Raw genomic sequence first — 18545 nt, forward strand, 5'->3', positions numbered from 1 at the left:
AGGCACCTCACGTTCACCGTTGAACAGCCGCCGAGCGGCGGTCCGGATGACCGTAGGTGCCCCCTTCCGGCCTCAACAAGGGGTCGACCCGTGAGCAATACGAGCAAAACCCCAGGTCACAGCGGTGTCTCAGTCCAGCGGGGCCACCTCGACCGGGAAGCCGTTGAGGACGGCGGTGCCGGAGAGCGGGTCGAGCAGGGAGCCGTCGAGGAGCTGGTTGACGTTGACGCCGGGCCGGGCGGCGGCCACGGTCAGCCGGGTTCCGGGGCGGTCGTGGCCCCAGCCGTGCGGCAGGCTGACGACCCCGGCCCGCACCGCGTCGGTGACCTCGACGTCGGCCGTCAGCTCACCGCCCGCGCCCCTGACCCTGGCGGGGGCGCCGTCGGCGAGCCGCAGCCGGGCGGCGTCGTCCGGGTGCACCTGGAGGGTGCACCGGTTCGAACCTCCGTTGAGCGCGGGGGTGTTGTGCAGCCAGCTGTTGTTGGACCGCAGGTGGCGGCGGCCGACCAGCTGGAGGGCGCCCGGCTCCGGTACGGCGGTGAGGGCGGCCCGCAGTCGGGGCAGGTCGGCGGCGAGGGGCGCCGGGAGGAGCTCGATCCGGCCGCTGGGGGTCTTCAGGACCTCGTCCAGGCGGGGCTTGAGCGGGCCGAGGTCGATGCCGTGCGGCCTGGCCTTCAGCTCGTCGAGCGTGAGCCTGTACGGACCGAGGCGCAGCATCAGGTCGAGCCGTCGCTCGGCTCCGCTCTCCCCGGTGAGCCCCGCGGCGAACTCCTTGGGGTCGGCGCCGTACGCGGGCGAGTGCGGCTGGGTGACGGCCTTGGCGAGGGCGGCGTCGATGGCGAGGTCGTCGACGGCGGAGGGCGGCGCCCCGTGCATGCCGGAGGCGGCGAGGACCAGCCGGGCGTGGATCTCGCACTCGTCCATCCGGCCGGGTTCCAGGGGGACGGCGGCCGGGGTGTAGCGGGCCTGGTCGCGGACGGCGAAGCCGTTGAGGGCGAAGTCGAAGTGGGCGCTCTGGGAGGGCGGCGGCGGGGGCAGCAGGACGTCGGCGTGACGGGTGGTCTCGTTGAGGTAGGGGTCGACGCAGACCATCAGGTCGAGGGTGTCGAGGGCGGCGTCGAGCCGGCGCCCGTCGGGGGCGGACAGGACGGGGTTGGCGGCGATGGTGATGAGGGCTCTGACGCGGCCCTCCCCCGGGGCGTCCGTCCCCGGCGTGTCGATCTCCTCGGCGAGGGCGGCGAGCGGGAACTCCCCCTTGACCTCGGGGTGTCCGGAGACCCGGCTGTGCCGGCGGCCGAGGAGGAAGCCGCGGCCGGGTCCGGCGGGACGGGGCGCGGGGGCGGTGGCGGAGCGGGGGAAGAGGACACCGCCGGGCCGGTCGAGGTTGCCGGTGAGGACGTTGAGGACGTCGACGAGCCAGTTGGCGAGGGTGCCGTGGGCCACGGTGGAGCTGCCCATCCGCCCGTAGACGGCGGCGGTGGGCGCGGCGGCGAGCTCCCGGGCGACGGCGCGGATGGCGCCGGGGTCGAGCTCGCAGGCGGGGGCGACGGCCTCGGGGGTGAACTCCCGCACCGCGTCCCGGACCTGGTCGACGCCCTCGGTGCGGTCGGCCAGCGGGCCGGGATCGGCGAGGTCCTCGGCGAAGAGGGTGTGCACCAGGGCGGCGAGGAGGAGGGCGTCGGTGCCGGGCCGGGGGGCGAGGTGGCGGTCGGCGAGGCGGGCGGTGCGGGTGCGACGGGGGTCGACGACGGTGAGGGTGCCGCCGCGTCGGCGCAGCGCGGCGAGGCGTCCGGGGAAGTCGGGGGCGGTGCACAGACTTCCGTTGGAATCCAGCGGGTTGGCCCCGATGACCAGGAGGTGGTCGGTGCGGTCCAGGTCGGGCACGGGGATCGCGAAGGGGTCGCCGAAGAGGAGGCCGACGGCGACGTGCTTGGGCATCTGGTCGAGCGTGGAGGCGGTGAAGAGCCTGCTCGTGCCCGTGGCGCGGAGGAGGAGCGGCGGGTAGAGCGCCCCGGCCATCGTGTGCACATTGGGGTTGCCGAGGACGATACCCAGGGCGTCGGGGCCGTAACCCTCGATCAGCGGCCGGAGTCTCGCGGCGATCGTGTCGAAGGCCTCGTCCCAGTTCGCTTCCCGCAGCCGGCCGTTCTCGCGGACGAGTGGGGTGCGCAGCCGGTCCGGGTCGCCGTCGATCTGGGGGAAGGCGGCGCCCTTCGGGCAGACGAAGCCTCGGCTGAAGACGTCGTCACGGTCCCCGCGGGCGCCGGTGACCCGGCTGCCGTCGAGGGTCAGGACGAGTCCGCAGGTCGCTTCGCAGAGCGGACAGATGCGCGGGGCGGTGGGCATGGCGACTCCCGTGGGCGACGGCGGGGCGGCGACTCGCGGCGAGCATACCGACCGGTAGGCACGGCGGGGAGGGGAACGACGGGTCGGGATGGGACGGGGAGCGGCTCCGCGGCGAGGAGAACGGCGGGTCCGGACAGGACGGATGCGGCTCCGCGCCGAGGAGAACGGCGGGTCCGGACAGGACGGATGCGGCTCCGCGGCGAGGGGAACGGCGGGTCCGGATGCGACGGGGAGCGGCCCTGGCGGTGAGGGAGTCCGTGGCGAAGGGGAGCGGGCCCTTGACGGGAAGGGTGCCGGGCTCGGGCGGGACGGGAATCGCGGCTCGGCCCTCCCCGCCCCGCCCCCGTCAGGCGGCCAGCGACGGGGCGAGGTAGGCGTGGAGCAGCAGCCGGGTCTCGTCGATGAGTGCCGGGTCGCCCTCGGGGGCGGTGCGGAAGGCGAGGCGGACCAGGGTGTCGGCGGTCTCGACGCCGACGAGCACCTTGCGCCGCAGGGTCTCGTCGGCGGTGCGGCCGAGATGGGTGGCGAGGAGGCCGCAGATCCGTTCGGCAACCAGGCCGTTGGGGTCCTCGGCGGCCCCTCCCCCGCCCTCCTCGGGTCCGGGCACGCCGAAGTCGACGAGGGCGAACCCGGGGACGCTCCGCTTCATCGCGATGAACTCGTCGAGGACGCCGTCGATCGCGGAGTGCGCGTCGAGCAGGGGCGTCCGCTCGAAACGGGCGGCGATCCGCTCGGCGTACCGGTCGAGGTTCCGGTGGGCGAGGGCCGCGACCATGGCCCGCTTGTTGCCGAAGAAGCGGTAGACCGAGCCGATCGGGACGCCGGCGCGGACGGCGACGGCCCGGGTGCTCAGCTGTTCGTAGCCGGTCTCGTCGAGGAGGCCCGCGCAGGCGTCGAGGATGCGGGCGAGCCGCTCGGCGCTGCGCTGCTGGACGGGGGTGCGGCGGAGTGCGGGGGGCGCGTCCTGCGGGCTGGTCTGGGGCACGGGGTCCATGATGCCGCTCCGATCCTGTTCAGGCGATGAGCAGTCCGATGCCGCCGAGGGTGTACGCGATCATCAGCGCGAAGAGCGGGAGTTGGCCGGCGACGGCGCGGGCGGGCGGGAAGAGGCGGACGGACCGGTCGTGGGCGGCGACGACGCCGAGGACGTGACCGGTGACGATCGCGGCGACCTGGAGGACGGCGAGGCCCGCGGGACCCAGGGGTGGAGCGGGCGAGGGGGCGTTGTCAGTGCCCCCTGCCATCATGACGGTACGTGGTCCTTCGACCGCGAGGAGTGAGAAGTAGTGGGCGGTGAGATAGCCGAGCGCGATGGGCAGCAGCGAGTGGGCGAAGGAGGTGAGGGGCGTGGCGAGGTCGCGGTTCAGCAGCCGGAGGGTGCCGGCGCAGAGCCCGTAGCAGGCGGCCGCGAGGGCGACGGCGGCGAGGAGGCCGAGGGTGGCGGTCGCGGTGGGGCCGAGGGAGGAGGTCTGGAGGGTGGTGATCCAGCGGGGGTTGTCGGAGAGGCCGTCGTAGGCGGTGGTGCCGAGGAGGACGCAGACGGTGGCGACGAGGCCGGGGGTCTCGGGGGTGGAGTCGAGGCCGTCGAAGGGGGAGCGGAGGACGAGCTTGCCGTCGGCGCGGCGGCCGAGCGGGGAGAGCCGGGCGAGGAGGGAGGAGTAGACCTCGAAGGGGTCGGCGTGGGCGAACCAGTCGGCGCCGTGGCGGGCGGCGCCGAGGAGCTGGACGGCGAGGTGGACGGCGAGGGCGGTGAGCAGGACGGCACGGGAGGTGTTGTCGGGGGCGACGAGTTCGAGCCAGGCGAAGAGGAGGAGTCCGGCGGCTGCGGGGCGGATGCCGACGGCGGAGTGGATGGGCCGGGGGGCGCGGGGCTGCCGGACGGAGAGGAGGGCGCGCAGCGGGTTGAGGAGGCGCCAGACGGGGCCGAGGAGGAGGGATGCGGGGACGAGTCCGACCCAGAGGAGGACGTAGAGGGCGCCGGGGGCGGGGTTGCGGTCGGGGTCGTCGGGGCCGAGGAGGAGGTGGGCGAGGAAGAACAGGGCGAGGGCCGCGCCGAGGAGGCGGAGGGCGGTACGGGTGGCGCGGGCGTCGGTGAGGCGCTGGAGGCCGGCGGGCAGGGGGATGCCGGCGCGGTCGCCGCGGAAGCGGGAGGAGGACCAGAGGAGGGCGAGGCCCAGGAAGGAGACGAGCAGGGCGGTGAAGGCTCCGGCGTACGCGTAGAAGGGAGAGAGCGGCAGGTCGTGCTGGGCGCCGACGCCGTGGGCGAGCGGGAGCGGCGGGGGCGGGCCGGCCGTCACCGGACCACCAGTTGGGTGAGCACGAGTCCGGACTCGTGGGTCTCCACCTCGAAGAGGCCGGTGCGGTCGGCGGTCAGGGTGAGGGCGGCCGGGGTGCCCGGGGTGAGGGTCGCCTCGCGGTCGTAGCCGTGGACGTGCACGGTGTCGGGCCGGTCGGAGGTGACGCGGAGGGTGATCCGCTCGCCCTTCTTCAGCTCGACGCGGGAGGGAGCGGGGGTGACGGTCGAGCCGGTGACGCGGATGTCGAGGGTCCGGCCGGTGGGGGTGGGGTCGGGCGTCCGCGCGGGCGCGGAGGAAGGCGACGGGGGCGCGGACGGGGAGGCGGAGGCCGGGGTCGAAGGGGCGCTGGAGGCGGAGGCGAGGGGGACGGTGGTCTCGACGGGGGCGCCGGCGACGGACCAGGCGGTGTGGTCGTCGGCGTAGAGGCGGACGGTGAGGGTGCGGGCGCCGGGCGGGACGTGGAACCAGGGGCCGTACGCGCGGGCGGTCTCCCGGCCGTCGACGAGGAGGCGGGCGTGTCCTCGGCCGGCGAGGGCGCCACCGCCGGTGGACTCGGGGGTGAAGCGGAACCTCTCCACGGCGAGGTGGACGTTCCAGCCGCCCTCGGTGTCCGGCCGCGCCTCGGCGCGGACGGTGGGCGCGTCGGCGGCCGGGAGGTCGCGGAGGCGGTGGCCGGAGTCGTCGCGGGCGGCGAGCAGGGTGCCGCCGGAGCCGGTGCCCTGCTCGTGGCCGGTGCCGGGCTTGTGGTGGGTGGTGGGCCTGTCGCCGCAGCCGGCGGCCAGGAGCAGGACGGCGGCGAGGGCGGCGGCGGTGAGCGGGGCCGTACGGCGGCGGGGTGCGGGGCGGTTCACGCGGCGGCCGCCTCGGGGTGGTCCTCCGACGGGCGGTCGGGGGTGGCGGAGGGGTCGGCGGGGCCGGACGGGTCGGGGGCGGGGCGGGTGCCGGCGGCGATGACGGCCCAGAGGACCCAGACGACGCCGAGGAGCAGGCGGAGCCAGGCGGGGCTGAGGGGGATGCCGGGAATCATCAGGACGGCCTTGTCGAAGGCGTCGAGGAGGGTGAGGAGGCCGAGGGCGACCGTGGTCCAGGCGAAGACCGGGCGGGTGGGGCGCAGGAGGAGGCCGGTGGCGGTCCACCAGGCGCCGGTGAGGAGGAGGGCGAGCGCGGGGACGTAGGTCGGGGCGAGGGTGAAGGTGGAGCCGGCGACGTCGAGGGCGAGGCCGGCGAGGCCGGTGAGGAGGGCCGCGGCGGCGAGGCGGCGGCCGCGCAGGCGGCGCCACCAGAGGGCGGTGCCGACGAGGGCGAGGAGGAGGGAGGCGGCGAGGGCGATCTGGACCTCGACACGCTCCAGGCCGCGGGCGCCGTACCAGTCGCAGCCGGCGGGCAGGCGCCGGGCCTGCACGCTGTAGTCGGCGCAGACCAGGAGCTGGGCGAGCTTGACGGGTTCGCCGACGAGCCGGGCGGTGGCGCCGGAGACCTCGCCGCGGGCGGTGCCGCAGGCGGGCAGGGAGCGGGGGCTGGAGGCGCCGGTGTCGTCCTGCCAGCAGTTCTCGCGGCCCTGGCCGTCCCACCAGACGTCGGTGCGGTTGGGGCGGGAGTTGCCGTCCTTGTCGGTGCCCAGGCGGTTGTTCGCGTAGCGGTTGTGGTGGGAGGTGTCGGTCTGCTTGGCCCAGGCGGACTCGCCGCGGATGAAGGCGGGGACGGCGTTGAGGTAGAAGCCGGTCCGGTCGTGGCCGTAGATCCAGTTGTCCTCGTAGAGGTTCCAGTTGCCGCCGGCGGTGATGATGCCGGAGCCGGGCGGCATGGAGATCTGCGGGCAGACGACGCCGTTCTCGTAGCCGCGCTCGGCGGGCGGCTTCGCGCAGGTGCCGTCGGCGACGTACGGGTAGTAGTCCTCGTTGTTGTCGTGGATCAGGTTGCGCTCGAACTTGGCGTGGTTCTGCGGGAGGCCGGGGTGGCCGGGGAAGGCGGAGTCCATGGAGGCGCCGCCCATGTTGTGGTCGAACTCGTTGTCGTGGACCCAGACGGAGTCCCCGGCCGTGCCGGAGTAGCCGACCATGTTGTGGTGGCTGCGGCAGCCGGTGATCTCGATGGAGTAGCGGGGGACGTCGTAGCCGTAGCCGTCGTTGATGTTCGAGGCCGAGCCGGGGTAGATGCCGGAGTCGCCGTTGCCGTAGGACTCGCAGTTCTTGTAGAGGCCGTGGTCGGAGGCGAAGGTGAGGAAGCCGTACTCGTCGTTCCAGCGGGTCAGGACGTCGTCGATGACGAAGCCGTCGGCGGCGAGGACGTACAGCGAGTTGAAGGTGGTGCGCTGGGCGGTGAAGTTGCGGAAGTAGACGCCGTCGGACTTGTCGGCGCGGATCGCGTTGAGCTTGGCGTACTTGGCGTCGATGACGACGTCGAGGCGGGAGGCGCCGGTGCCCTCGATCTGGAGGTTCTTCTTGCCGAGGATCGCGACGAGGTTCTGGTTGTGCGGGCAGCGCGCCTGCTGCTCGTAGCTGAGGATCTGGTAGCCGAAGGAGGAGGTGGGGGCCTTCAGGGAGGCGCAGGCGCCGGTGGGGGCCGGGAGCGAGGGCTCCTCCTCGTACAGGCCGGGGAGGATCGCGATGTTCATCCCGGGCCGGTCGACGGCGTCGACGGCCTGCTGGAGGTGGCGGTAGCCGTTGCTGCCGCAGCGCGCGAAGAGCTCCTGGTTGCGGGCCTTGAGGCCGGCGGGGAAGGCGGCGATCCGGCGTTCGAAGTCGGCCCGGTCCGTCTTGCAGACGAGGAGGTCGGGCTCGCCCGTACGGTGCGCCGGCACGCTGCCGGAGCCGTCGGGAAGGGTGACGGGCCGCTCCTCGTGCGCCGAGGCGACGGGGGCGGTGAGCAGGGCTGCGGCGAGCACCGCGAGCACGACCGAGAGCACGGAGACGAACCTTCGGGTCCACGACATGGGCGCGAGAGTAGAGCATTGTTCATCTTTTTGACCCCGTCGTGCGCGAACGGATCGCACACCGCGCCCCCCGCCCCGTTGACGGGAGCCGCGCGGAATCCTACGGTCATGCATAGGATTCCTTTCAGGACAGCGCAGGACAGGAGCGGGCGATGACGACCGAGCAGGCCAGGAAGACGGCCGAGGCGCTCACCTACAGCACCGGCTTCGGCAACGAGCACGGTTCGGAGGCGCTCCCCGGCGCCCTGCCGGAGGGCCGCAACTCGCCGCAGCGCGCCCCGCTCGGGCTCTACGCCGAGCAGCTCAGCGGCAGTGCCTTCACCGAGCCGCGGGCGCACAACCGCCGCTCGTGGCTCTACCGGATCCGCCCCTCGGCGGCCCACCCGCCGTTCGTCCGGACCGACAACGGCGCCGTGCGCACCGCGCCCTTCGCCGAGACCGTGGCCGACCCCAACCGGCTGCGCTGGAACCCGCTGCCGGACCCGGCGCCGGGCACCGACTGGCTGGCCGGCCTGTGGACCCTCGGCGGCAACGGCGACGCGACCCAACGCACCGGCATGGCCGTGCACCTCTACCACGCCAACGCCTCGATGGAGCGGGTCTTCGGCGACTCCGACGGCGAGCTGCTGATCGTCCCCGAGCGCGGCGGCCTGCTGCTCCGCACCGAGCTGGGCCTGCTGGCCGCCCACCCCGGCGAGGTGGCGCTGATCCCGCGCGGCGTGCGCTTCCGCGTCGAGCTGCTCGACGAGACCGCGCGCGGCTACGTCTGCGAGAACTACGGCGCCCCCTTCCAGCTCCCCGACCTCGGCCCGATCGGCGCCAACGGCCTCGCCAACGCCCGGGACTTCCGCGCCCCCGTCGCCGCGTACGAGGACGTCGAGGGGCCGGTCGAGGTGGTCAACAAGTTCTGCGGCAACCTCTGGACGGCGACGTACGGCCACTCCCCGCTCGACGTCGTCGCCTGGCACGGCAACCACACGCCGTACGTCTACGACCTGCGCCGCTTCAACGTCATCGGGACGATCTCCTACGACCACCCCGACCCGTCCATCTTCACCGTGCTCACCTCGCCCTCCGACACCCCCGGCCTGGCCGGCGTCGACTTCGTGGTCTTCGCCCCGCGCTGGCTGGTCGGCGAGGACACCTTCCGGCCGCCGTACTTCCACCGGAACGTGATGAGCGAGTACATGGGCCTGATCGAGGGCGCGTACGACGCCAAGGCCGAGGGCTTCGTGCCGGGCGGCGGCTCGCTGCACAACATGATGTCCGCGCACGGCCCCGACCGGGAGACCTTCGACCGGGCGAGCGCCGCCGAGCTGAAGCCGCACAAGATCGACGACGGCCTGGCCTTCATGTTCGAGACCCGCTGGCCGGTGACGGCGACCGCGCAGGCCGCCGGCGCCGACCACCTGCAGCGGGGTTACGACGACGTATGGCAGGGTCTGGAGCGTCATTTCCGGCCGTAGAGTGCCGCTTCAGCCGTCCCACCGCGCCGCCGTACGGAGAACGCCGTGACCGCCTTCGCACCCGACTCGCTGGTCCTGAACCGCAAGCTCCCGCTGTGGTACCAGGTCTCGCAGTCCCTGCGCGCCTCCATACTGGGCCGCACGCCCGACGCCTCGCTGCGGCTGCCCACCGAGGAGCAGCTCGCCGCGCACTACGGCGTCAGCGTGCTGACCATGCGGCAGGCGCTGAAGGAGCTGGAGGAGGAGGGGCTGATCAGCCGGCACCGGCGGCGCGGCACCTTCATCGAGCCGGGCGCCCGGCGGTCCACCCCGCGCCGGCTGCTCGGCTCGATCGACGCGATCGTGGCCCAGCAGTCCGGCGAGCGGACCACCGTCCTCGGCCACGGCCCGGAACCGGTGCCCGGCGAACTCGCCGAGTACTTCACGGACGTGGCCGAGGTCGCGACCTACCGCCGGCTGCGCTCGGACGGGGAGAGCGACGAGCCGACGAACTGGGCGGAGAACGCGGTGCGGCCCGAGTTCGCCGCCGCGATCGACCCGGCGGACCTGGAGCGGTGGCCGATGACGAAGGTGCTGCGGGACGTCGTCGGCGTCCGGATCAGCCGGATCACCGACACGGTCGAGGCCCGCCTCGCCGACCCGGAGACCGCCGAACTCCTCCGCGTCCCGCTGCTCTCCCCGATCCTGCACTACACCGGCGTCACCTACGCCGAGGACGGCCGCGTCGTCGACGTCGCCCGCATCCGCTACCGCGGCGACCGCTTCTCCTTCACGGTGACGGTCGAGGCGCACTGACGCCGGGCGGGCGTCGGAACCTGCCGGGGCCCGGCAGGGTCGGTGCCCGCACGCTGCCCGGGATCCGCCTTCCCCCAAGGCCCGCTCCGGAGGAGAGTGGCTCCGGGGGGATCACATGAGACACAAGCCTTTCTTCCGCTGGGTCCTGACGTTCGGTTTCGTGCTCTTCGCGTGCGGCATGGGCATCTCCACCGTCCAGCCGGAGCCGGAGCTGGTCGCGACGCGCCAGATCGACCTGGCGGTGGTCGAGGAGAAGTCCGACGGCACCTGTCGGGTGCGGTGGAGCGATCCGTACGCGAAGAGGACGAGGGAGGGGGCGTATCACTGCGACCCCACCCGCAGCAGCTGGCTCAAGGCCCCGAACTACGGTGACAGCCGTGGCTACGGGCAGGAGTCCGGCTTCATGTACACCGAGGGACCGGACCAGGGGAACCTCGAGGACCCCCAGGCGGACCTGAAGTTCAAGAACGACTCCGATCCCGGCGGGGTCGTCCTGGCCCTGGGGATCCTGGCCGTCGTGGTGGGGCTGATCGGCGGGAATCTCCGCGCCCTCCCCCGGGTCCTCGGCGTGGAGAGACAACTCGTGCGCCGCGCGGCCGCGTTGGCCGAGGCCGCCGGATGGGCGGCCGAGGACTACGGGCGCGCCATGGAGGCGGCACGGGAAGCCGGACAGCAGAGGGCGCTCGGCCCGGCACCCGACCCCGAACTGGTCCGAGCCCTGTGGGTGCTGCGGGAGGCCGGACCGCAGGCGCACCCGGCGGCGGAGGCCGCTCTGGAGCTGTCGGCCCGGCTGACGGTGCTGCTGGAGGAAGCCGCTCCCGCGGCCGGACTCCGGAACAGGCTCCAGGCCGGGCCCTCCGCCCGGGACGCGGCCGAGGTGGCCGTCGCGGAGCTGCGGCGACTGTTGGCCGACGCCGAACGGGACGGCCTCCAGGAGCGGTTCGCGCAGGCTTCCGTGGACCTGCTCCGCGGGCAGGACGCGGAACGGGCCGCCCTCGCGGCCGGGGCGGACTTCGAGCGGGACCCCGAGGCGTACCGTCGCCTGTTCGAGGAGCTGACCTCGCAGGCGGCGGCGCCCGTCCCGCACGGACGGCGCACATAAGGGTGCGGGGCGTGACGGATTAGCATGCGGGGCGTGACAGAGGCTCCCCGGCAGCAGGCCCTTCCACCGGACGACACCCCCCTGCTCGACGAGTTGATGCCGTGGTCGGTGGGGCCGCCGCGGTTCGGGCGGGGGTGGGTGGTCGCGCCCGACGTGCGGACGTTGCGGGGGCGGTGGGACCGGCTGGTCGCGGCGGAGGGCGGGGAGCGGGAGGCGCTGTTCCGGCCGAGCCGGGCGCGGACGACGGGGTCGGCGGTGGCGGCGCTGCCGGGGCAGCGGACCGGGACCGGGCGGTTCGCGCGGGAGTCCGGTCCGTGTCCCGAGCCGGTGCGGGTGGCGTCGGGGCCGTTCGACGAGCAGTGGCTGCTGCCCGACCACCGGCTGCTCGACACCGCCCGGCCCGAGTTGTGGCGGGTGGCGGGCGGGCCGCAGGTCTTCGCCGTGGAGCAGGGGTACGTGCCGGGGGCGGCGGGGCCGCCGCTGCTGCTGACCGGCGCGCTGCCCGAGGGGCGTTCCGCGGCAGGCCGGCCGGGTCGCGTCCGGCCGCTGTTCCGGCGCCCGGGCGGCGAGGAGCCGAATCTGGCGCCGGGGCTGCTCGGTTTCCTCGCGGAGCGCTACGGGCCGGCCGACGCCGGCCGGTGGCTCGCCTGGGCCGTCGCGGCCGCGGTCCCCTCCCCCGCCGGCTGCCGGGTGCCGCTGCCCGCGGACCCGGAGACGTGGGAGGCGGGCGTGGCGCTGGGCCGGGAGCTGATGGACGTCCAGCTGCGGGGGGCGCTGACCGGGGCCCGGCCGCGGCTGCCGGGCGGGCGGCGGCCCTATGTGCGGGCGGCGTTCCCGCCGCGCCCGGAGGTGCTCGCGTACGACCCCGAGGGCGAGGCGCTGAGCGTCGGCGGCGGCCTGGTCTCGCCGGTCCCCGAGGCCGCCTGGGAGTACCGGGTGGGCGGGGTGCGGGTGCTGGAGCAGTGGTTCGCCCGCCGGACCGCGGCGGCCGAGCCGGGTTCGCTGGAGGCGATCGGTCCGGCGGCCTGGCCGCAGGAGTGGACCTCCGAACTCCTCGACCTGGTCACGACCTTGGCCCTGCTCGGCGCGAGGGAGCCGGACCGGGCCCCCTTCACCGCCGCCGGCGGGCCGGGCCGGGCGGAGCTGTGCGCAGCCGGGGTGCTGCCGGTGCCGGACGGGGCGCGTCGCCCGGCGTCGGTGCTCGACCACGAGGAGGAGGGCCCGGAGGGCCAGTTCACGCTGGTGTGACGCGCTCCCCGGCATCCCCGCGCTCCCCGGCCGGTCCTGTCGGGGTGAAGGAGTCGAGCAGCCGGGAGAGGGTGAGCGCGAAGATCTCCTCCGGGTCGGCGGGGGCGGCGGCCTCGGCGAGCAGGGCGGCGAGGTGCGGGTACCGTCCGCTCGCCACCTGGCCCATGAGGTAGGCGCCGCGCACGGCCTGTTCCTCCGCCTCGGACCAGGGCAGTCCGCGGGCGCGTTCGGCCATGGCCTGTTCGTTGCGGACGGTGGCCATCACCGTGCCGTTGACCATCGCGATGAGCTGCATCTTGAGTCCGGCCGGCACGTCGAGCGGCGTGAGGCAGCCGAGGCTCCACTCCAGGTAGCGCAGGGCGTTCGGGCTGAAGCCGTAGGCGGTGGTCATGACCCGGGAGAGCCACGGGTGCCGGTACATGATCGCGCGGGTCTGGTACGCGAGGTCGGTCATGTCGGCCCGCCAGTCGCCGCTGGGCCGGTCGGGGAAGACGTACTCGGCACTGGCGGCGTCGACCATCAGCTCGTACAGGTCCTCCTTGCGGGGGACGTAGTTGTAGAGCGACATGGTGCCGCAGCCGAGGTCGGCGGCGATGCGGCGCATGGAGACCGCGTCGATGCCGTCGGCGTCGGCGATGCGGACGGCGGCGTCGACCACGTCCTGCCTGCTGAAGGCCGGCCGGGGGCCTCGGCCGGCGCGCTCGGGGCGCGCCCAGATCACTTCGGGTTCGGCCGCTCGGCCCGCCATCTCATCACCTCGTCCCCCATCGTAGTTACGTACACCGTACGGAGTGGGGTACGGTGCCGCCATGACAACTACGTACGCTGTACTTAGTGAGGGTCTGGAGAAGCGGTACGGCGAGGTCCACGCGCTGCGCGGGCTCGACCTCGCGGTCCCCGAGGGCACCGTCTGCGGCCTGCTCGGCCCCAACGGCGCCGGCAAGACCACCGCCGTCCGGATCCTCACCACCCTGCTCGCACCCGACGCCGGCAGCGCCCGGATCGCCGGCCACGACCTGGTCCGCGACCCGGCCGGGGTGCGCCGGCGGATCGCCGTCACCGGCCAGTACGCCTCCGTCGACGGCGACCTCACCGGCGCCGAGAACCTCCGCCTCTTCGCCCGGCTGCTCCGCCTCCCGCGCTCCCGGGCCGACGAGCTCCTGGAGGAGTTCGGCCTCGCCGGGGCCGCCGACCGGCTCGCCCGCACCTACTCCGGCGGGATGCTGCGCCGCCTCGACCTCGCCGCCGGGCTGCTCGCCCGCCCCTCGGTCCTCTTCCTCGACGAGCCGACCACCGGGCTCGACCCGCGGAGCCGGAACGCGATCTGGGACGCCGTGCGCGGACTCGCCGGACGGGGCACCACCGTGGTGCTCACCACCCAGTACCTGGAGGAGGCCGACCGGCTCGCCGACGACATCGTGCTCGTCGAGGACGGCCGGGCCGCCCACCGCGGCACCCCCGCCGAACTGAAGGCGCTCGTCGGCAGCCGCGCCGAGGTCGTCCTCGCCGGAGCCGGACCGCTGGAGCCCGCCGCCGCGGTCCTGGACCGGCTGACCGGCTCGGCGCCGGACCTGGACGCGGAGCGCCGCACGGTCGGCGCGATCACCACCGACCCCACCCTCACCCTGCCCCGGCTCGTCCGCGAGATCGACGCCGCCGGGATCCACATCGTCGACGCCTCGCTGCGTCCGCCCACCCTCGACGAGGTGTTCCTGCGCCTCACCGGACGGAAGGAGACCGCCGCGTGAACGCCCTCGCCCTCGAAGGGTCCGCCCTGGTCGGCCGCAACCTCCGGCGGATCCGGCACGCCCCCGCCATCACGGTCATGACCCAGACGATGCCGATCGTCTTCCTGCTCTTCTTCGGCTACGTCCTCGGCGGCGCCCTCGCCGTGCCCGGCGCCGAGTACCGCTCCTTCCTCGTGCCGGGCCTGCTGGTGGCGACCGCCGCCGGCGGGCTGATGACCGGCATGTTCCAGGCCGCCCAGGACACCCACCGGGGCGTCATGGACCGCTTCCTCACCCTCCCGGTGAGCCGCGCCGCCGTACCGCTCGGGCAGGCCGTCGCCGATCTCCTCGTCTGCGCGGTCGGCACCGTCCCGATGGTGCTGGTGGGGCTCGCCATGGGCTGGCGCGTCGAGGGCACCGCCCTCGAGGCCCTGGGCGCCTTCGGCCTGCTGCTGCTCTTCCGCTTCGCCACCACCTGGGCGGGGATCCTGCTCGGCCGGGTGTCCGAGAGCGAGGAGGCGGCGGGTCAGCTCGGCAGCGCCACCTTCATGCTGCCGCTGCTGTCGAACGCGTACATCCCCACCGACGGCATGCCGGGCTGGCTGCGGACGCTCGCGGAGTGGAACCCGATCTCCGCCGTCGCCACCGCCGTCCGGGCGCTCTTCGGCAACGCGCCGGTGCCCACCGGCGCCGCCTGGCCGGTGGCCCACCCGGTGGCGGGCTCGCTGCTCTGGTCCCTCGGCCTCCTCGCGGTCCTCGTCCCGCTCGCCGTCCGCCGGTACGCGCGCCGCTGACCGGCCCGCGCCGGCGGCCGCGTGATCCAGGTCCTGATGACAGGGGCCGCCCGGGCGCGGTAGGCAGTCGGGCATGAGCACTCAGCCACTCCCCCTGGACGGGATCACGGTCGTCTCCGTCGAGCAGGCGGTCGCCGCGCCCTTCGCCACCCGCCAGCTCGCCGACCTCGGCGCCCGGGTCGTCAAGATCGAGCGGCCCGACGGCGGCGACTTCGCCCGCGGCTACGACACCGCGGCCCGGGGGCTGGCCTCGCACTTCGTCTGGTGCAACCGCGGCAAGGAGTCGGTCGCCGTCGACCTGAAGGACCCGCGCGGGCTCGCGCTGGCGCGGCGGCTGGTGGCGGAGGCCGACGTCTTCGTGCAGAACCTCGCGCACGGGGCGGCGGCCCGTCTCGGCCTCGACGCGGCCACGCTCTGCGCCGCGCACCCGCGCCTCGTCGCCGTGGACGTCTCGGGCTACGGCCCGGACGGCCCGTACGCGCACCGGAGGGCGTACGACATGCTCGTCCAGTGCGAGACCGGGCTCGTCTCGGTCACCGGCACCCCCGAGGAGCCCGTCAAGTCCGGCATCCCGGCCGCCGACATCGCGGCCGGGATGTACGCGTACGCGGGCGTCCTCGCCGCCCTCGTCCGGCGGGGCACCACGGGCCGGGGCGGTCCCGTGGAGGTGTCGCTGTTCGACGCGCTCGCGGAGTGGATGGGCCACCCCCTCCACCACGGGGCGCACGGGGGTACGGCCCCGGCGCGCACCGGGCTCGCGCACGCGGTGATCGCGCCGTACGACGCCTATCCGACGGCCGACGGCGGCCTGGTGCTGCTGTCGGTGCAGAACGACCGGGAGTGGCGTCGGCTCGCCGAGCGGGTCCTGGAGCGGCCGGAGCTCGCCGCCGACCCGGGCTTCGCGACCAACGCGGCGCGGGTGGCGGGGAGGGCGGCGACCGACGCGGCGGTGGGCGCGGCCCTCGCCGCGCTGCCGGCGGACGAGGCGGTGAAGCGGCTGGACGCGGCGGGGATCGCCTGCGCGCGGCTCAACTCGGTGGCGGAGCTGGTACGGCATCCGCAGCTGGCGGCGCGGGACCGCTGGCGCCCGGTGGACTCCCCCGCGGGCCCGCTGCCGTCGCTGCTCCCGCCGGTCGTCTTCCCGGACGGGCCGGAGGCGCCGATGGGGCGGATCCCGGCGCTGGGCGAGTCCACGGACGCGGTCCTCGCGGGGCTGGGCGTGCCGGCCGCGGAGGTGGAGGAGCTGCGGGCGGCCGGGGTGATCGCCTGAGCGCGGGCCGCCCGGGGGCGGGTACGACGAAGCGCCGGACGGGCGGGGACGCGTCCGGCGCTCTCGGCGTGCGGGTGGGTGCGGGCGGCGGACCGGGGCGGACGGCTCGCGTCGGGGACGCGGATCGACTGCCCTGGAGCGCGCCGGCGGGGCGTTAGTGGCGCGAGCCGAAGAGGGTGCGACGCAGACGGCGGAGCGGGGCGAAGAGCGAGACGCGCGAGCGGTCGCCGTGCGGGCTCTGGGCCGGCGTCTCGTGCCGACGTGTCGTCAGTTCCCGCATGAGCAGCGTCGCCTCCGCCACCTCGCGCTGGGGCACGGCGGGTCCGCCGAGCACCGCGAGATGGCGGTCGAGGCGCGAACTGGTCGCGCTGCTCCCGCAGGTGATGGCAGGCACACGCGGCCTGCTGCGCATCGTTATCTGTTCCATGTCACTCCCCACCCGTACGAGGGCACCCGGCCCGGGCAGGTTAACCCTATCGCCCCACAGTGACACGCGTGTATCCCACCGACGGGATTCACCGCACTCGTACGGGGGTTGACGGTCACTCTACGAATCCATCTGATTCCAGGGCGAGTTGGACAGGGTTCGAACACCTGCCGAACCGTCATCAACCATCCTGCACCCCGGCCGCCGACCTGCGGCCCCGCAGACTGGTGTGATCTACGCCACCGGACTCCGTACGGGTGGGTCGCCACCCGCCCGGACCGCGGCTACCGTGGCTCCATGACGCTGATCGCGGGCCGTTACCGGCTGCTCGACGCCCTCGCGGAGGGCGCGGCGGGGATCGTCTGGCGCGCCCGGGACGAGGCGCTCGGCCGCGAGGTGGCCGTCAAGGAGGTGCACGCCCCGCCGGGGACGCCCGAGACGGAGGAGCGGCTCCTGTACGCACGGGTCGAGCGCGAGGCGCGGGCCGCGCGGGCGATCTCCGGTCCCGGTGTGGCCGAGGTGTACGACGTGGTCGTGGAGCGCGGCCGGCCGTGGATCGTGATGGAGCTGGTCCGCGGGCTGACGCTGGCGGAGACCCTGGAGGCGGGCGGGGCGCTGCCGGACCGGGAGGCGGCGCGGGTCGCGCTCGGGGTGCTGGCGGCGCTGCGGGCGGCCCGGGAGGCCGGCGTCCCCTATCGCGACCCCGGCCCCGACCGGGTGCTGCTGGCGAACGACGGGCGGGTGGTGGTCACCGGTGTGGCCACCGGGACCTCGGCGCCGGGCGAGGCGCCGGACGCGCCGCCGCCGGGCCCGGAGGAGGACCTGCGGGCGCTGGGCGCGCTGCTCGGCGGGATGGTGGCCGATCCGGGGTCCGGTCCGCTGGCGCCGGTGGTGGCGGGCCCGGCCGTCGGGGACGCGGGCGTGCGCGCCGGGGCCGTACGGAGACTGGAGGAGGCGGCCGGAGCCGGGGAGCGCCCTCGGGCGGACGGGTCGGCCGGCGGGGCGACGGAGCGCGCGCCGGGGCGTCCGGAGGCCCGGGAGGTCGATCGGGAGCACGACGGTCCGGGGGGTGTGCGCGGGGCGCGTGCGGAGGGGAGCGCGGGCCCGGTGGGACGGCGGGGGCCCCGGCGGGGCGCGGTGATCGCCGCCGGCGTGGCCGGACTGCTGGTGATCGTGGCGGCGCTGGTCTGGCAGGTCGTCAGGGGCGAGGATCCGGGCGCCGGTCCGGGCGGGGGCGGGGCGTCGAGCACCGCTCCGGCCGTTCCCGGCGCCGCGGGTACGGGTGCGGAGGTGGGGGGACCCGCCGCTACGCCGCGCTCCTGAAGCTCGGCAGGTAGCCGCCCGACTGGCCGGCGGCCGTCGGGTGGTAGGACTCGCCGATGTTGAGCCAGTTGACGCTGTGCAGCCAGGCCGAGCCGGAGCAGATCTCGTGTCCGGTGAAGGCCGGGACGACGCTGGCGAAGGTGAAGCCGTGGTCGGCCGCGCGCTTGGCGACGGCCGCGTTCAGGTAGTCGGAGGCGCCGTTGATGGCCTTGCGCTCGGTCTCGCTGAGGCCGGCGACGCAGCTGCCGGCCAGCTGGTAGAAGCGCGGGTAGCCGAGGACCACGACACGGGCGGCCGGGGCCTTGGCGCGAATCGCGTTGTACACGGTGTCGAGGCGGGCGGGGAGGGTGGAGTCGACGTAACCCTTCGCCTGGTTCACCCGGTTGACGCAGGTGGACTCCGACTGGAGCACACAGGTCGTCATGACGTCGGCGAAGCCCGCGTCGTTGCCGCCGATGGTGATCGAGACCAGGTCGGTGGCGGAGGAGAGCGGGCCGAGCTGCTTGCCGGTGACGTCGGTGGTGACCGCGCCGGAGCAGGCCGTGAAGGCGAAGGACGAGGGCGCGTTGGCGTTGGCCCAGAGGCGCGGGTAGGCCTTGGTGGAGCGCTTGCAGTCGCCGCTGGCGCTGTCGTAGCTGCCGGCGCCGACGCCGGACGAGTAGGAGTCGCCGAGTGCGACGTAGTCGACGGCGGCGGACTCGGCGGCCTGCGCGGCTCCCGCCCCGGTCAGGGCGAGGACGGAACCGAGCAGGAGCGAGGACGCGAAGGCCGCGAATCGCGACAGTTTCATGGAACCTCCCTGTAGCAGGATCTCTGCG

Annotated in this window: 16 protein-coding genes; 8 read left to right on the forward strand and 8 right to left on the reverse strand. The window is 74.8% G+C overall.

The annotated features are described in order from the left end of the window. Nucleotides 1-129 precede the first annotated feature (129 nt). The 5 genes from IE321_RS10215 to IE321_RS10235 form a co-directional block, all read right to left on the reverse strand. Nucleotides 130-2346: a molybdopterin oxidoreductase family protein gene (locus tag IE321_RS10215; RefSeq protein WP_190222564.1), complete on the reverse strand. Its 2217-nt coding sequence runs from the start codon at nt 2344-2346 to the stop codon at nt 130-132. A 346-nt stretch (nt 2347-2692) separates the two neighbouring features. Then, nucleotides 2693-3340, reverse strand: coding sequence for a TetR/AcrR family transcriptional regulator (locus tag IE321_RS10220; RefSeq protein WP_043223861.1), 648 nt, complete (start codon nt 3338-3340; stop codon nt 2693-2695). 19 nt (nt 3341-3359) lie between these two features. Continuing rightward, nucleotides 3360-4643 (reverse strand): hypothetical protein, encoded by a 1284-nt coding sequence (locus tag IE321_RS10225; protein ID WP_190222565.1) that lies wholly within the window; start codon nt 4641-4643, stop codon nt 3360-3362. Beyond that, on the reverse strand, nt 4640-5494 hold the full coding sequence (locus IE321_RS10230; RefSeq protein ID WP_190222566.1) for a cupredoxin domain-containing protein: 855 nt from the start codon (nt 5492-5494) through the stop codon (nt 4640-4642). The genes IE321_RS10225 and IE321_RS10230 overlap by 4 nt, the downstream gene beginning before the upstream one ends. After that, the gene (locus IE321_RS10235) at nt 5491-7575 is read right to left on the reverse strand and encodes a right-handed parallel beta-helix repeat-containing protein (protein WP_190222567.1); all 2085 of its coding nucleotides are present in this window, start codon (nt 7573-7575) and stop codon (nt 5491-5493) included. The genes IE321_RS10230 and IE321_RS10235 overlap by 4 nt, the downstream gene beginning before the upstream one ends. A 152-nt stretch (nt 7576-7727) precedes the next feature. Here IE321_RS10235 and hmgA point away from each other — a divergent pair, with 152 nt between their 5' ends. The 4 genes from hmgA (at nt 7728) to IE321_RS10255 (ending at nt 12186) form a co-directional block, all read left to right on the forward strand. Next, a complete protein-coding gene (hmgA, locus tag IE321_RS10240) occupies nt 7728-9041 on the forward strand; it encodes a homogentisate 1,2-dioxygenase (RefSeq protein ID WP_043223858.1) in 1314 nt (437 codons plus the stop codon). Nucleotides 9042-9086: 45 nt separating this feature from the next. Continuing rightward, on the forward strand, nt 9087-9836 hold the full coding sequence (locus IE321_RS10245; RefSeq protein WP_190222568.1) for a GntR family transcriptional regulator: 750 nt from the start codon (nt 9087-9089) through the stop codon (nt 9834-9836). Between the two features lie 115 nt (nt 9837-9951). Beyond that, nucleotides 9952-10938, forward strand: coding sequence for a hypothetical protein (locus tag IE321_RS10250; protein ID WP_226651719.1), 987 nt, complete (start codon nt 9952-9954; stop codon nt 10936-10938). Nucleotides 10939-10962: 24 nt separating this feature from the next. Then, complete coding sequence (locus tag IE321_RS10255; RefSeq protein ID WP_190222569.1) at nt 10963-12186, forward strand: type ISP restriction/modification enzyme; 1224 nt, start codon at nt 10963-10965, stop codon at nt 12184-12186. On the opposite strand, the gene IE321_RS10260 is transcribed toward IE321_RS10255, so the two are convergent. Then, nucleotides 12173-12934 carry a TetR/AcrR family transcriptional regulator gene (locus IE321_RS10260; protein WP_190222570.1) on the reverse strand — a complete coding sequence of 254 codons (762 nt, stop codon included), beginning with the start codon at nt 12932-12934 and terminating at the stop codon, nt 12173-12175. The two genes, IE321_RS10255 and IE321_RS10260, sit on opposite strands and share 14 nt — an antisense overlap. Nucleotides 12935-12995: 61 nt before the next feature. Between IE321_RS10260 and IE321_RS10265 the strand changes: the two genes are divergently transcribed. From IE321_RS10265 to IE321_RS10275, 3 genes are all read left to right on the forward strand, one after another. Beyond that, a complete protein-coding gene (locus tag IE321_RS10265) occupies nt 12996-13934 on the forward strand; it encodes an ATP-binding cassette domain-containing protein (protein ID WP_190222571.1) in 939 nt (312 codons plus the stop codon). Next, nucleotides 13931-14707 carry an ABC transporter permease gene (locus IE321_RS10270; protein WP_043223852.1) on the forward strand — a complete coding sequence of 259 codons (777 nt, stop codon included), beginning with the start codon at nt 13931-13933 and terminating at the stop codon, nt 14705-14707. The genes IE321_RS10265 and IE321_RS10270 overlap by 4 nt, the downstream gene beginning before the upstream one ends. Before the next feature lie 73 nt (nt 14708-14780). Continuing rightward, on the forward strand, nt 14781-15977 hold the full coding sequence (locus IE321_RS10275) for a CaiB/BaiF CoA transferase family protein (RefSeq protein WP_190222572.1): 1197 nt from the start codon (nt 14781-14783) through the stop codon (nt 15975-15977). A 154-nt stretch (nt 15978-16131) separates the two neighbouring features. On the opposite strand, the gene IE321_RS10280 is transcribed toward IE321_RS10275, so the two are convergent. After that, a complete protein-coding gene (locus IE321_RS10280; protein WP_079021983.1) occupies nt 16132-16404 on the reverse strand; it encodes a hypothetical protein in 273 nt (90 codons plus the stop codon). 297 nt (nt 16405-16701) lie between these two features. On the opposite strand from IE321_RS10280, the gene IE321_RS10285 reads away from it, so the two are divergent. Further along, on the forward strand, nt 16702-17727 hold the full coding sequence (locus IE321_RS10285) for a protein kinase domain-containing protein (RefSeq protein ID WP_190222573.1): 1026 nt from the start codon (nt 16702-16704) through the stop codon (nt 17725-17727). Here IE321_RS10285 and IE321_RS10290 read toward each other — a convergent pair. After that, nucleotides 17711-18517, reverse strand: coding sequence for an SGNH/GDSL hydrolase family protein (locus IE321_RS10290; protein ID WP_190222574.1), 807 nt, complete (start codon nt 18515-18517; stop codon nt 17711-17713). The two genes, IE321_RS10285 and IE321_RS10290, sit on opposite strands and share 17 nt — an antisense overlap. Nucleotides 18518-18545 lie beyond the last annotated feature (28 nt).

Source organism: Streptomyces hydrogenans (assembly GCF_014656075.1).
In the GTDB taxonomy this organism is placed as follows: Bacteria; Actinomycetota; Actinomycetes; order Streptomycetales; family Streptomycetaceae; genus Streptomyces; species Streptomyces hydrogenans.

Coding starts and splice junctions, on each gene's coding strand:
- IE321_RS10215 (WP_190222564.1), bottom strand. CDS start 2,346: ATGCCCACCGCCCCGCGCATCTGTCCGCTCTGCGAAGCGACCTGCGGA.
- IE321_RS10220 (WP_043223861.1), bottom strand. CDS start 3,340: ATGGACCCCGTGCCCCAGACCAGCCCGCAGGACGCGCCCCCCGCACTC.
- IE321_RS10235 (WP_190222567.1), bottom strand. CDS start 7,575: ATGTCGTGGACCCGAAGGTTCGTCTCCGTGCTCTCGGTCGTGCTCGCG.
- hmgA (WP_043223858.1), top strand. CDS start 7,728: ATGACGACCGAGCAGGCCAGGAAGACGGCCGAGGCGCTCACCTACAGC.
- IE321_RS10250 (WP_226651719.1), top strand. CDS start 9,952: ATGAGACACAAGCCTTTCTTCCGCTGGGTCCTGACGTTCGGTTTCGTG.
- IE321_RS10255 (WP_190222569.1), top strand. CDS start 10,963: ATGCGGGGCGTGACAGAGGCTCCCCGGCAGCAGGCCCTTCCACCGGAC.
- IE321_RS10260 (WP_190222570.1), bottom strand. CDS start 12,934: ATGGCGGGCCGAGCGGCCGAACCCGAAGTGATCTGGGCGCGCCCCGAG.
- IE321_RS10265 (WP_190222571.1), top strand. CDS start 12,996: ATGACAACTACGTACGCTGTACTTAGTGAGGGTCTGGAGAAGCGGTAC.
- IE321_RS10275 (WP_190222572.1), top strand. CDS start 14,781: ATGAGCACTCAGCCACTCCCCCTGGACGGGATCACGGTCGTCTCCGTC.
- IE321_RS10280 (WP_079021983.1), bottom strand. CDS start 16,404: ATGGAACAGATAACGATGCGCAGCAGGCCGCGTGTGCCTGCCATCACC.
- IE321_RS10285 (WP_190222573.1), top strand. CDS start 16,702: ATGACGCTGATCGCGGGCCGTTACCGGCTGCTCGACGCCCTCGCGGAG.
- IE321_RS10290 (WP_190222574.1), bottom strand. CDS start 18,517: ATGAAACTGTCGCGATTCGCGGCCTTCGCGTCCTCGCTCCTGCTCGGT.